Consider the following 13269-nt stretch of genomic DNA (forward strand, 5'->3'; position numbering starts at 1 on the left):
GCCCATGTCATTGCAGTCTTCTTCCGCACCCGCGCTCGTGGTCGACAACCTGCGCAAGACCTACGGCAACGGCGTGGAGGCGCTGAAGGGCATCAGCCTCACGGTGCAGCCGGGCGACTTCTTCGCGTTGCTCGGCCCCAACGGCGCGGGCAAATCGACCCTGATCGGCATCCTTTCCTCGCTGGTCAACTCCACCAGCGGCGACGCCAGGGTGTTCGGCGTATCGGTCAACAGCAACCGCAGCGCCGCGATGCGGCTGATCGGGCTGGTGCCGCAGGAGATCAACTTCAACCAGTTCGAGAAGCCGTTCGACATCTGCGTCAACGAGGCCGGCTTCTACGGCATCCCGCGCAAGGAAGCCGCGAAAAGGGCGGAGAAATACCTGAAGGAACTGCGCCTGTGGGACAAGGCGCAGATGCAGGCACGCACGCTGTCCGGCGGCATGAAAAGGCGGCTGATGATCGCCCGCGCGATGATGAACGAGCCGAAGCTCTTGATCCTGGACGAACCCACCGCGGGCGTGGACATCGAGATCCGCCGCTCGATGTGGCAGTTCGTCAGCGCCATCAACGCGGCCGGCACCACGGTGATCCTCACCACGCACTACCTGGAGGAAGCCGAGTCGCTGTGCCGCAACATCGCCATCATCGACCACGGCACCATCATCGAGAACACCAGCATGAAGCGGCTGCTGGCCACGCTGGACGTGGAGACCTTCGTGCTGGACGTGATCGCCGTCCCCGACGCGCTGCCCGACTTGCCCAACGTCATCCTGCGCCGCCGCGACGAGCGCACGCTGGAGGCCGAGATGGCCCGCTCGCACGACCTCAATTCGCTGTTCGCGCAACTGTCCGCGCATGGCATCACGGTGACCTCGATGCGCAACAAGACCAACCGGCTGGAGGAGCTGTTCGTGCGACTGGTGGAAGGCGGACGGGAGCTGGCCGCATGAGCAACGCCGCCGCCAACCTGATTGCCCTCAATACCTTGGTACGTCGCGAGATCGTGCGCATCATGCGCATCTGGACGCAGACGCTGATCCCGCCGGCGATCACCATGACGCTGTACTTCGTGATCTTCGGCAAGCTGATCGGCAGCAGGATCGGCATCGTCCAGGGCCACTTCACCTACATGCAGTACATCGTGCCGGGGCTGGTGATGATGAGCATCATCACCAACAGCTACGGCAACATTTCCAGCTCGTTCTTCGGCGCCAAGTTCAGCCGCGCGGTGGAGGAAATGCTGGTGTCGCCGATGCCGAACTGGGTGATCCTGCTGGGCTACGTGACCGGTGCGGTGGTGCGCGGGCTGGTGGTGGGCGTGCTGGTACTGCTGATCGCGCTGTTCTTCACCGACCTGCACGTCGTGCATCCGCTGATCACCTTCACCTCGGTGCTGCTGGGCGCCACGATCTTCTCGCTGGCCGGTTTCGTCAACGCCGTCTACGCCAAGAAGTTCGACGACATCGCCCTGGTGCCCACCTTCATCCTCACCCCGCTGACCTATCTCGGCGGCGTGTTCTACTCGGTCAACATGCTGGCCGAACCGTGGCAGGCCATCTCGCGTGCCAACCCGATCCTGTACATGGTCAACGCCTTCCGCTTCGGCGTGCTGGGCATCAGCGACGTGCACGTGGGGGTGGCGTTCGTGGTGATGCTGGGCTTCGTCGTGGGGTTGTCGATATTGGCGTTGCAGCTGTTGAAGCGTGGTGTCGGCTTGCGCTCCTGACTTTTTGCCCGTCATCCCTGCGCAAGCAGGGATCCAGCGCCTTTCCCCACCTGAAGGCACTGGATTCCGGCTTTCGCCGGAATGACGAGGCATGTGATTCCTCGTTCACCGTCGGCTGTCTCCATGCGCGTCAACAAATACATCAGCGAAGCCGGCCTGTGCTCGCGCCGCGAGGCGGACGAGCTGCTGCTGGCCGGGCGCGTCACCATCAACGGCGAAACCGTCACCACCGGCGCGAAGGCGCTGGACGGCGACGAGGTGCGTGTCGATGGCGAGATCGTCAAGGCGCGCATCCTGGCCGCCACGCCGGCGGCGAAGAAGGCGGTCTACATCGCGCTGAACAAGCCGGTCGGGGTCACCTGCACCACCGACCACAGCGTGGACGGCAACATCGTGGATTTCGTGGACCACCCGCAGCGGATCTTCCCGATCGGCCGGCTGGACAAGGATTCCGAGGGGCTGATCCTGCTGACCAGCAACGGCGACATCGTCAACGAGATCCTGCGCGCGGAAAACCGCCACGAGAAGGAATACCTGGTGGCGGTGAACAAGGCCGTCACCGACGAGTTCATTGCCGGCATGGGCAGGGGCGTGCGCATCCACGGCCAGATGACCCAGCGCTGCCGCGTGCGCCGCATCGCGAAATTCGGCTTCTCGATCGTGCTGACCCAGGGCCTGAACCGGCAGATCCGCCTGATGGCCGCCGCCTTCGGCTACCGCGTCACCCAGCTGCGCCGCGTGCGCATCGACAACGTGAAGCTGGCCCACCTGAAACCCGGCCAGTGGCGCAACCTCACCGAGGCCGAATTGAAGGGGCTGCTGCCCGGGCGCACGCAGTGGTAGGAGCGCACCCTGTGCGCGATGCTTTCCGTTAGGCACGAAGAGCATCGCGCACAGGGTGCGCTCCTACACCAAAGATCACGCCGCCGGCAGCGTCTGCAGATCCCAGCGCGGGCGCACCTGCACGGTGTCGTCCTGATGCTGACCGCTGGCCAGGCGGATGGCGCCGGCCAGGGCGATCATGGCGCCGTTGTCGGTGCAGAACACCAGCCGCGGGAAGTACACCTGGAAACCATCTTTTTCGCCGGCCTTCGCCAGCTCCGCGCGCAAGTGCCGGTTGGCGCCGACGCCGCCGGCGATCACCAGCCGCTTGGCGCCACACGCTTCGAGTGCGCGGCGGCACTTGATGATCAGGGTGTCGACGATCGCCTCCTCGAAGCCGCGGGCGATGTCGGCGCGGGTTTGCCCGCTCTGGTCCGATTTCTGCCAGGCCAGCAGGACCTGGGTTTTCAGGCCGGAGAAGCTGAAATCCAGCCCGGGCCGGTCGGTCATCGGGCGCGAGAAGCGGTACGCGCCGGCCGTGCCCTGCTCGGCCAGTTTCGCCAGCGCCGGACCGCCGGGGTACGGCAGGCCCATCATCTTGGCGGTCTTGTCGAAAGCCTCGCCCGCCGCGTCGTCCAGGGTGTCGCCCAGGATGGTGTACTGGCCGATCGCCTTCACCTCCACCAGCAGCGAATGGCCGCCGGACACCAGCAAGGCCACGAACGGCGGCTCGGGCGGGTTTTCCTCCAGCAGCGGCGCCAGCAGGTGGCCCTCCATATGATGGACACCCACGGCCGGCACGCCCAGCGCCCAGGCCAGCGCGCGGCCCGCCGAGGCGCCCACCAGCAGCGCGCCGACCAGGCCGGGGCCGGCGGTGTAGGCCACGCCGCCCAGGTCCTCAACGGTGAGGCCGGCCTGGGCCAGGGCCTCATGGATCAGCGGCAGCAACTTGCGCACGTGGTCGCGGCTGGCCAGCTCGGGCACCACGCCGCCGTAATCGGCGTGCAGCTTGATCTGGCTGTACAGCGTGTGGGCCAGCAAACCGCGGCCCGGCGCGTCCGGTTCCCAGCGCAGCAGGGCCACGCCGGTCTCGTCGCAGGAGCTCTCGATGCCCAAGATCGGCCGGTTGTTGCCCGGCTTTGAAAATTCTTTGTTATCCACGGTATAATTCGCGGCTCGCTCTATCCAACAGTCCCGTAGCGGGACAGATTACCACTCGGAGTTTCCATGCCCAACGTAAAAGTTCGCGAGAACGAGCCGTTCGAGATTGCACTGCGTCGTTTCAAGCGTACCTGCGAAAAGGCCGGCGTCCTGGCTGAAACGCGCAAGCGTGAGTTCTACGAAAAGCCCACCCAGGAGCGCAAGCGCAAGCGCGCTGCCGCCGTGAAGCGTCACCTGCGCCGCCTGTCGCGCGACGTGTCGCGCAAAGTCCGCCTGTACTGATTCCTGGCGTCGATCCGCCGACCATCGGTGGATCCGGCAGCCGGGAGTCGCGGTCGGCGCCAGCTCCCTGACGGGAGCCGCCCGCAGCCACCGCAACGCGCCCGGATTCGACCTGGCCGGTGTTGTCCCTTGGGCAACGCCGGTTTTGTCGTTTCCATAGAATCGGTTTCCCGTCCTTCCCGCGAGGCATTGCCATGACGCTCAAGCAGCAGCTCACCGACGACATGAAAACCGCCATGCGCGGCGGCGACAAGCATCGGCTGGGCGTGATCCGGCTGATGCTGGCCGCGATCAAGCAGCGCGAAGTGGATGACCGCGTGGAGCAGACCGACGCGCTGGTACTGGCCACGCTGGAAAAGATGCTCAAGCAGCGCCGCGATTCGATCAGCCAGTACGATGCCGCCGGGCGCGACGATCTTGCCACCATCGAGCGCGCCGAGATGGCGGTGATCGAGACCTACCTGCCGGCCAAGCTGAGCGAGGCGGAGATCGACACGCTGATCGACGCCGCCATCGCCGAAACCGGCGCCAGCTCACCGCGCGACATGGGCAAGGTGGTGGCCGCGGTGAAGGACAAGGCCGCCGGCCGCGCCGACATGGCCGTGGTCTCGGGCAAGATCAAGGCGCGCCTGGCGCCCTGACGCCGCGGCGCCCGATGCGTCGCATTCACGCCCACCCCGCTAAAACGTGGCCCACGACCTGCCGGCACGGCGCCGCGGGACCATCACGGACGGGAGAAACGCATGCTGAAGTGGGCCATCATTTTCGCCATCGTGTCGCTGATCACCGGCTGGCTGGGTTTTGGCGGGGTTTCCGGCGCCACCGCCACGATCGCCAAGATCCTGTTCGCCTGTTTCGTGATCCTGTTCCTGCTGGCGATTCTGGCGGTGGTCGGCGTATTCCATATTCTCTGACCGCCATCGCGTCCCGGCGCCCTCGTTCAGACCTGCCGGCGCCAACCGACTAAACTAGGCCGCTTATGCGCGGCCTGATTCCCGACAGCTTCATCGATGAACTGCTTGCCCGCGTCGACATCGTCGACGTGGTCGAGCGGCGGGTGCCGCTGAAGAAGGCCGGGCGCGAATGGACCGCCTGCTGCCCCTTCCACGACGAGCGCACGCCGTCGTTCTACGTCAGCCCGGCCAAGCAGTTCTTCCATTGCTTCGGCTGCGGCGTCAGCGGCAGCGCGATCAAGTTCATCATGGACTTCGACCGCCTGGAATTTCCCGATGCGGTGGAGGAGCTGGCGCAGACCGTCGGCATGACGGTGCCGCGCGAAGGCGGCCGCGACGCCGCACCGCGCGAGGACAAGACCGATCTCTACAGCCTGCTGGAAGAGGCGGCCAGCTGGTACGAGCGCGAGCTGCCGCGCCACGCCGACGCCCAGGCGTACTGCAGGAAGCGCGGGCTGGATGCCGACACCATCAAGCGTTTCCGCATCGGCTGGGCACCTGCCGGCTACGATGGCGTGATGAAGGCGCTGGGCAACAGCACGCGGCGGCGCGACCTGCTGGACCAGGCCGGCATGCTGGCCAGCGGCGATCGCGGCAAGTACGACCGCTTCCGCGAGCGGCTGATGTTTCCGATCCTGGATCGCCGCGGCCGCGTGATCGCGTTTGGCGGGCGCGTGGTGCAGGCCTCGCCGGCTTCGGGCCAGGCGCCGCCGAAGTACCTCAACTCGCCCGAGACGCCGCTGTTCCACAAGGGCCGCGAGCTGTTCGCGCTGTGGCAGGTGAAGCAGGCCAACCAGAGCCTGGCGCGCATCGTGGTGGTCGAGGGCTACATGGACGTGATCGCCCTGCACCAGGCCGGCCTGCCGATCGCGGTGGCCACGCTGGGCACCGCCACCACGCCCGACCACACCGAAGTGCTGTTCCGCGCCGCGCCCGACGTGGTGTTCTGCTTCGACGGCGACCGCGCCGGCCGCGCGGCGGCATGGAAAGCGCTGGAATCGGCGCTGCCGCGGCTGCGCGACGGTCGCCAGGCGTATTTCCTGTTCCTGCCCGACGGCGAGGATCCCGACTCACTGGTGCGCAAGGAAGGCAAGGACGGCTTCGAGAAGCGCATCCGGGACGCGATGCCGCTGTCCGATTATTTCTTCAGCGAGCTGTCGCACGACGTGGAGATGGGCAGCCTCGATGGCCGCGCGCGGCTGGCCGAACGGGCGCGCCCGCTGATCGGGAGACTGCCCGATGGCGCGTTCCGCGACCTGATGGTGCAGGAGCTGGAAAAACGCAGCGGTGTGGGTGCCAACCTCCCCGCCAGCGCGCTCCATCGTGCCGCCCATCAGCCCACGACGGTGCAGCGCAGCCTTGTGCGCAGCGCCATTTCGCTGCTGCTGACCCAGCCGACGCTGGCCGACCGGGTCGACAAGCCCTACCGCTTCCTGCGCCTGGACAAGCCCGGCGTGGGTCTGCTGGCCGAGTTGCTGGACCTGGCGCGGGCACGACCGGGGATCAACTCGGCGATGCTGGTGGAGCATTTCGCCGAGCGGCCCGAATACGCCGCGCTGAAGAAACTGATGGCCACGCTCTCGGTGGGCGAGCCCGAGGCGCAGGCGATGGAGTTCTTCGACGCGCTGGCGCGCATGGACGACCAGGCCACCACCCAGCGCCGCGACAGCCTGCTGGCCAAGAGTCGCAGCGGCGCGCTGGACAGCGCCGAAAAGGCCGAGCTGCGCGAGTTGCTGGCCGCGCGCGTGCGTCCGCCCGTGGCCCCGGCATGAGCATGCTGCAGAGCCGCATCGCGTTGCGCGCACCGCGTCATCGTGTCCCGCCCTCCCTCCCGCGCCGGTCGACTGTGGGATCATGCCGGCCCGCGGCGGTGCATGCCGCGCACGGCGCGCAAGGATTTTGATGGATCTTCTGCAACAACTGATCACGGTGTTTGCCGAGAACGGCTACGTCGCCGTCTTCATCGCGCTGATGATCTGCGGCGCGGGCCTGCCGCTGCCGGAGGACATCACCCTGGTCGCCGGTGGCGTGATCGCCGGGTTGGGCTACGCCAACGTGCACGTGATGTTCGCGCTGACGATGTTCGGCGTGCTGCTGGGCGACGCGGCGATCTTCCTGCTGGGCCACCACTACGGCGCGCGCATGCTGAAGTGGCGCCTGGTGGCGCGCGTGCTGACGCCCGAGCGATACGCCCGGGTGCAGGAGAAGTTCGACCGCTACGGCAACCGCGTGCTGTTTTTCGCCCGCTTCCTGCCCGGCATGCGCACCACGGTGTACATCACCGCCGGCACCACGCACCGGGTGTCGTTCTGGCGGTTCCTGCTGATCGACACGCTGGCGGCGCTGATCAGCGTGCCGTTCTGGGTTTACCTGGGCTACATCGGCGCCAACAACCACGAGTGGCTGGTGATGTGGATGCATCGCGGCCAGACCAGCCTGTGGGTGATGCTGGGCATCCTGCTGCTGACGCTGCTGGTGCTGTGGTGGCGCCACCGCCGCCGCGCGCGCTGCAACCTGCCTTGATCGCCACGCATCGGCCATCTCGCCGATCGATCGGACGCTGATCCATGTCGCCACGGCGCCTGCTCCCCGACAGCTTCACCCTGGCCTTGCTGGCCACGGTGGCGCTGGCCTCGCTGCTGCCCTGTCGGGACGAGGCGGCGCGGGTGTTCGACATCGTCACCGATGGCGCAATCGCGCTGCTGTTTTTCCTGCATGGCGCCAAGTTGCCGCGCCAGGCGATCGTGCAGGGCGTAACGCATTGGCGACTGCACCTGACCGTGTTCGCCAGCACCTTCGTGCTGTTTCCGCTGCTGGGGCTGGCGCTGCAGCCGCTGGGCCAGGCGCTGCTGACGCCCCAGCTCTACCTGGGCGTACTGTTTGTCTGCGCGCTGCCGTCCACCGTGCAGTCGTCCATTGCCTTCACCTCGATCGCCGGCGGCAACGTGCCGGCGGCGGTGGTCAGTGCCTCGGTGTCCAACCTGATCGGCATCGTGCTGACGCCGCTGCTGGTGGGCTTGCTGCTGGCCAGCCACGGTGGCGGCATGTCATGGCACGGCGTGCTGGACATCGTGCTGCAGTTGCTGCTGCCGTTCGTGCTGGGCCACGTCGCACGGCGCTGGATCGGCACGTTCGTGGACCGGCACAAGCCGCTGCTGCGCCTCACCGACCAGGGCACGATCCTGCTGGTGGTGTACACCGCGTTCAGCGCCGCCGTGGTGCAAGGCCTGTGGCACGACACGCCGCTGGGCGCACTGGTTTCCACCCTGGCGATGAGCGCGCTGCTGCTGGGGCTGGTGATGACCACTGTGACCTGGGCCGCGCGACGCCTGGGCTTCTCGCGCAGGGACGAGATCGCCATCGTGTTCTGCGGCTCCAAGAAAAGCATGGCCAGCGGCATCCCGATGGCCAAGATCCTCTTCGCCGGCCAGCTCGGCGGCTTGGGCGCGCTGGTGCTGCCGCTGATGATCTTCCACCAGCTGCAGCTGATGGTGTGCGCGGTGGTGGCGCGGCGGTATGCGAGGCGCGGGGGCGCATCCTGTTGGCGAAGATGATCGCGAGGCGGATTGATGGTTGGGGCGGTCGCGATGATCGCCCGCACGCCAAACCACTGTAGGAGCGACTTCAGTCGCGACGCTTTCTGGTTTTGATGTTGGATTTAGAGCAAGAGCTTTCGATCGCCTACGGCGCTCGAGTTACTTTTCTCTTGCGTGGCCAAGAGAAAAGTAACCAAAAGAGAAGGCCACCCCGCTTGGCGCTTGCCGGGCCTCCTGCCCGGCAAGTCCGTGAGCCGGGGCCGGGCTTTTCGACAGGACTCCTGTCCTGGCGAAAAGGCATCGACATCCCTGTCGATGCCCGCTACGTGGCCTGCCGCCCCCGACTCACCGCCGCACAGGGGCCCCGGGTAGAGCAGCGGGCCATCCTGGCCCGCACTCGGTGCGCAACCGCTGCGCGGTTGCGAGAGCAAAGAATTCTCGGCACTGGAAGACTTTTCGATTGACTAAAAACGTCCGCGATCGGCCAGAAGCGGACCTAGACTCCTAGGTGGTTTCCGACACCAACACTGCATAGTGATCTGCGTCCACGCGCTCCAATGCTTCCATAACGCGCCTCACCATACCCCGCGACATCGCAGGGAAATCAGAAAACTCCAGAAGGCGGAGGGTTGATGCGCTATGCGACCCCTCGTCCACATACCTTCCTACCGCGCCACGCTCCACTTCGTCGTCGAATAAAACGTCGAGCTTGGTCAGATAGCCCTTCGGTGTGGGCCGCCGAAAGCCGAGATACATCTCCAGGAACCGCCTGAGCAAGTTCGGACAGTTCAGATAGGCATCAACCTCCTGGCTGGTGCTCGTCTGGAACTGGCGCAGGCAATAGAAGACGTGGTGGTAGTCGGAGCGGAACTTCGCCAAGTGTCCTGGAAGCTCTATCAGCTGGCTGGCGCCGTCAGGCTCTCGGTGGACGAGGTACGCAGCGTGCTCCTTCTTGAACTTCCCACGATCGCTCCAGTCCTGCTTGATCGTGTTGAAGAACTCCGAGTTGTGCGTTGAAACGAAGAGCTGCCGACATACCTTCAGGCTCGTGATAAGGAGGTAGGCCACGTCGTAGATGTGGTTGGCGTCCAGGCTACAGATCGGGTCATCCACGAAAACGACCAGATCCTCAAGCCGCTGACCGTTCTGTCCCAAGCTGACCAGAAAGTACGCCAGCGAGATCGCCGTCCGCTCGCCGTCGCTCATGTTGGTGGCCGGCTGACCTTCGCGGATGAACTGGATCCGATTGTCCTGAGCCTGCTCGACGGATATGCGCGGTCCAAGCAATCGCTTCAATAGCCCATTGATTTGGCTTGCGGCCACTGAGCTACGCTGTAGCTCGGCATTCGCCGTAGTTGCTTGCCCTGCGATCTTCTGCCCGACAGTCTTGATCCGTCCCAGCTCCGCTTCAACCTGGGTCAAGAACGCGATCGCTTCCGCCGCTCCGGGGTCGAGCACAAAACGGGCTGCGAAGTGCTCCTTGACTTTCTCGGCTGCACCCCGGCGTCTGGCGGAAAGTTCGTCACATGCGCGGTTGTGGTCGTCCTTTGCTTGGCGAAGCTCCGCAAGGATAGCCATCAACTCGGGAGCTCGATCTCCAACCAACTCCACAGTGAGTGCCGTCTCCATGTTGGCAAGCTTTTCCCTCAATAGGCGGGCCCAACTCGCACGAATCTCGGTTTCGCGAGCTTCCCAAGCCGCGAGTCGACTCAGTGCAGCTTGGACCTTGGCCCGAACATCAGGAACCCACTCCTTCTCGTGCGGAAAGGTGTGCGCCTGCCTAGGCTGTTCCAGCCGCCCGATTGCCGCCGTGACGGCAGCGTGCTGTCGGCGATATTCATCGGAGAAGTGGTTCGCGTAGGCTTCCAGCGCTTGCGCTGCATCGTTTCCACAAAAGGCACAGGTCGTACTGTGCTCATGAAATTGCAGACCGGTGCGTACCCAATCGCTCAGCGCAGGATCGTCAGCCAAGTGCTTGATCGTGTTCTGCCTAGGCGTCTCCCTCAACAACCCAGCGACATCATCGACCCCAGGCGGAAGCGGAGGCATCACCGCTGGCAGGTTACTAATGGGAGCGAACTCGTTCTGGTCTCTCGCCTGGTTGACCATTGCTTCCAGAGTGACAGCGTCCAGAAGATGCTCAGCCGGCGCGGTCAGCCGTTGCTGGATACCTTTCAGATTGGGTGCCCTAAAGTCGCGGACACCCAACATCGTCCCGCAATCCCTAGCTAGGTCAGTGGCCGCTTTATCTCTGGCGGCACTGGTCTCACTCTGTTTCGCCTGGACCGAGCGATACATTGCCGCCACGCGTTCCCGCCTCCGGGACAACGAGGCAATGCGGTTACTCAGCCGGATGTTGTCTTCGCCCACGATGAACAAGGCAGGCGCTTGCGTGTAATCGGCCTGCTGCAGGTTGGCATCGATAAAGTCCCGGTTGAAGATGCACACGGAGATCCGTCCCCGATCCTGCTCTTTCCGGCTATCCAGCACTCCCTGCCCCACGCTGACACGCACATGTGCGCCGGCCGGCAGCCGACTTACGGCCGGACCGTTCAATAGCCCGAAGACACGGGACAGGGTTGTCTTGCCAGAAGCGTTCCAACCATAAATCAGGTTGTAGCGCGCGAAATCTGGCGCTGCACTCGTCCGCCCATCGTAGCCGTCCCACACGGCCGCCTGTGAAATGGATTCAATCCGCCGAAGCATACCCCCCCCAAAAAACCCATGGCTCGTCATGAGCGCCTAACAAAGCAATCCGTCCTACGCATCTGAACTTCCGCATTGGGTCGAATGCGGCCTTCTCTTAGGCTTCAACGGCTGCTTGATTCGACCTGCAACCGCTTCCGTGCCGGCGCGGTACAGGGTCGTCGCGCGGACTAGTCGAGCCTCGTCTCCAGCGAAAGTGCGGGGACATCCATGACAGGCAGCAGCTCATCGGGGAGAGCCTTCTTCCCTTTGGCCCCGGCCTCGACCAGGCGCTTGGCGCGCGCAGTCACCGACTGCGGCGACTCGATGAGGCGCTTGCGCGCCGTGTCGAAGACGCCGCGGGTCTTGTCGAGACTGTTGCCGATGGCCTGAAATTCCTCCAAGAATGCCGCCAGCGAATCGAGCAACTTGCCGGCTTCCTCACCGATCTTGCCGACTTGCTTCTGAAGCTTGTCGCGCATCCACAGACGTTCGACCACGCGCAGCATCGCCATGAGCGTGTTGGGTGATGCGAACACGACGCGCTTGGCAAACGCCTCGGTCTGCAGGTCGTGGTTTACCGACAGGGCGGCCGCCAACGCCCCCTCGATCGGTACGAAGAGAATGGTCATGTCCAATGCGGACGGACCGACGACCTTGGGGTAATTCTTGTCGGCCAAGTCCCGCACGTGCTGGCGCAGCGCGGCCGTGTGGCGAATGAGCGCGTCTTGGTAGCTTTCCGGCGACTCCGCATTGCATGCGTCTGCCCAAGCGACCAAGTTGACCTTGGAGTCGACAACGACCTGCTGTCCGTCGGGCAGGTTCACGATGACGTCGGGCTTGCGCAAACGACCGGATTCCTCATCGCGGTTGGGATCTTGCTTGAGGAAGTTCGTGCCTTCTTCGAGGCCCGAGGCCTTGAGTACGGTATCGAGAATCATTTCGCCCCAGTCGCCACGCGTCTTGGCGTTGCCCTTGAGCGCGCGCGCGAGATTCTCCGTCGCGGTCGCCATGTGCTGGTTCAGCGTCTGGAGACTTTGGATATTGCCAGTGAGTGTGGCGACCTTGGTGGCCGAGTCGTCGTGCAACTTGCGCGCCTCGGCCTGGAATTCCGCGATGCGGTCTGCGAAGGGCTTCAAGGTCTCATCGAGACCGCGTTTGGAAGCCTCGCCGGAGTCCTTGATACGTTGATCGAGCGCGGCAGCCTTCTGGTCAAATACCTGGCTCGACGCGGCAAGAAATGCGTTGCGCAGCTGTTCTTCTGCGTTGGTCAGGAATTGCTTGACGCCCTCGTAGGCCTCAACGGCGGCCGCGCGTTCGGCAATGGCGCGCGCGTTCGCGGCGCGCAGTTGGGCCGTCGCGTCCTTCTCCGCATCGAGTGCGAGCCGGGCAGCATCGCGTTCCGCCTGCAGGACACCCGCCTGGTCGGTGGCGGCCGCGCGTTCGGCCGCAGCCCGCTCGTGTGCGGCCCGCAACTTGGACGCTGCGTCTCTCTCGATCTCGAGGGAAGCGCGGGCAGTGTCCCGTTCTTGTTGCAGGACCGCGACCTGCTCCAGCGCGGTTTGCCGCTGGGCCTGCAGACCCGCCTCTCGGGCGGTGGCCTCGGTGATTGCCTGCTGGAGCTGCTTGGCCGTGGTCTCCATTTCGACGACCCGATCCAGGGCGTCCGGCAGGCGTGCCGCATCACGGGCGAGTGCGTCAACGCGATCGCGTAGCTCTTGGACCTGACGATCGCGTTCGCTGAGTTGGCTTAGAAGCTGACGACGCGTCGTCCAGCGCCAGAGCACACCCAAAGTGCTCGCCAGTACGACAAGGCCCCATCCCCAAATCGGCATCAACATGGCACTCCTCCCTGTGCATTAAAGCCTACGCACAGGGGCGTGCGGGCGCAAACCCCGCAGCCCCGTTGTCGCCAGAACCCTGAGGCGCCCCATTAAGACGTAGCAACCCGGACTTGCCTCGATTCAAGTCTTTCGCCCGAATGTCCGCTTTGGGTCGATAGCAGACCGTCAAGCTTGCTTTTATTGAGGTGCTTATTTTCAAGTGATGGCGCGCGGTTACTGTCCGCGACGCCCGTTGCTGTTGCTTGGCCCTTCTGAAGA

12 protein-coding genes are annotated in these 13269 nt (G+C 64.8%); 9 read left to right on the plus strand and 3 right to left on the minus strand.

From position 1 onward, the window contains the following. Positions 1 to 4 precede the first annotated feature (4 nt). The 3 genes from ABD017_RS10575 (at position 5) to ABD017_RS10585 (ending at position 2571) form a co-directional block, all read left to right on the plus strand. Positions 5 to 952, plus strand: a complete 948-nt coding sequence (locus ABD017_RS10575; RefSeq protein ID WP_343882720.1) for an ABC transporter ATP-binding protein — start codon at positions 5 to 7, stop codon at positions 950 to 952. Then, positions 949 to 1728, plus strand: coding sequence for an ABC transporter permease (locus tag ABD017_RS10580; RefSeq protein ID WP_343882721.1), 780 nt, complete (start codon positions 949 to 951; stop codon positions 1726 to 1728). The genes ABD017_RS10575 and ABD017_RS10580 overlap by 4 nt, the downstream gene beginning before the upstream one ends. A 123-nt stretch (positions 1729 to 1851) precedes the next feature. Continuing rightward, the gene (locus ABD017_RS10585) at positions 1852 to 2571 is read left to right on the plus strand and encodes a pseudouridine synthase (RefSeq protein ID WP_343882722.1); all 720 of its coding nucleotides are present in this window, start codon (positions 1852 to 1854) and stop codon (positions 2569 to 2571) included. Between the two features lie 75 nt (positions 2572 to 2646). Here the strand turns inward: ABD017_RS10585 and tsaD are convergent, their stop codons facing one another. Continuing rightward, complete coding sequence (tsaD, locus tag ABD017_RS10590) at positions 2647 to 3711, minus strand: tRNA (adenosine(37)-N6)-threonylcarbamoyltransferase complex transferase subunit TsaD (protein WP_343882723.1); 1065 nt, start codon at positions 3709 to 3711, stop codon at positions 2647 to 2649. Positions 3712 to 3777: 66 nt separating this feature from the next. Here tsaD and rpsU point away from each other — a divergent pair, with 66 nt between their 5' ends. The 6 genes from rpsU (at position 3778) to ABD017_RS10620 (ending at position 8500) form a co-directional block, all read left to right on the plus strand. Next, positions 3778 to 3993 (plus strand): 30S ribosomal protein S21, encoded by a 216-nt coding sequence (rpsU, locus tag ABD017_RS10595; protein ID WP_007081639.1) that lies wholly within the window; start codon positions 3778 to 3780, stop codon positions 3991 to 3993. A gap of 194 nt (positions 3994 to 4187) precedes the next feature. Then, on the plus strand, positions 4188 to 4634 hold the full coding sequence (locus tag ABD017_RS10600; RefSeq protein WP_343882724.1) for a GatB/YqeY domain-containing protein: 447 nt from the start codon (positions 4188 to 4190) through the stop codon (positions 4632 to 4634). A gap of 102 nt (positions 4635 to 4736) precedes the next feature. After that, on the plus strand, positions 4737 to 4907 hold the full coding sequence (locus ABD017_RS10605) for a DUF1328 domain-containing protein (protein ID WP_343882725.1): 171 nt from the start codon (positions 4737 to 4739) through the stop codon (positions 4905 to 4907). 65 nt (positions 4908 to 4972) lie between these two features. Then, positions 4973 to 6718: a DNA primase gene (dnaG, locus tag ABD017_RS10610; protein WP_343882726.1), complete on the plus strand. Its 1746-nt coding sequence runs from the start codon at positions 4973 to 4975 to the stop codon at positions 6716 to 6718. A 130-nt stretch (positions 6719 to 6848) separates the two neighbouring features. After that, complete coding sequence (locus tag ABD017_RS10615) at positions 6849 to 7469, plus strand: DedA family protein (RefSeq protein WP_343882727.1); 621 nt, start codon at positions 6849 to 6851, stop codon at positions 7467 to 7469. A gap of 44 nt (positions 7470 to 7513) precedes the next feature. Further along, positions 7514 to 8500: a bile acid:sodium symporter family protein gene (locus ABD017_RS10620; protein ID WP_343882728.1), complete on the plus strand. Its 987-nt coding sequence runs from the start codon at positions 7514 to 7516 to the stop codon at positions 8498 to 8500. Between the two features lie 486 nt (positions 8501 to 8986). Here ABD017_RS10620 and ABD017_RS10625 read toward each other — a convergent pair whose 3' ends face one another. Both ABD017_RS10625 and ABD017_RS10630 read right to left on the minus strand, forming a co-directional pair. Further along, on the minus strand, positions 8987 to 11188 hold the full coding sequence (locus ABD017_RS10625; RefSeq protein ID WP_343882729.1) for an AAA family ATPase: 2202 nt from the start codon (positions 11186 to 11188) through the stop codon (positions 8987 to 8989). Between the two features lie 170 nt (positions 11189 to 11358). Further along, complete coding sequence (locus tag ABD017_RS10630; protein WP_343882730.1) at positions 11359 to 13008, minus strand: DNA recombination protein RmuC; 1650 nt, start codon at positions 13006 to 13008, stop codon at positions 11359 to 11361. Between the last annotated feature and the right edge of the window lie 261 nt (positions 13009 to 13269).

Source organism: Rhodanobacter caeni, from assembly GCF_039523575.1.
GTDB lineage: Bacteria > Pseudomonadota > Gammaproteobacteria > Xanthomonadales > Rhodanobacteraceae > Rhodanobacter > Rhodanobacter caeni.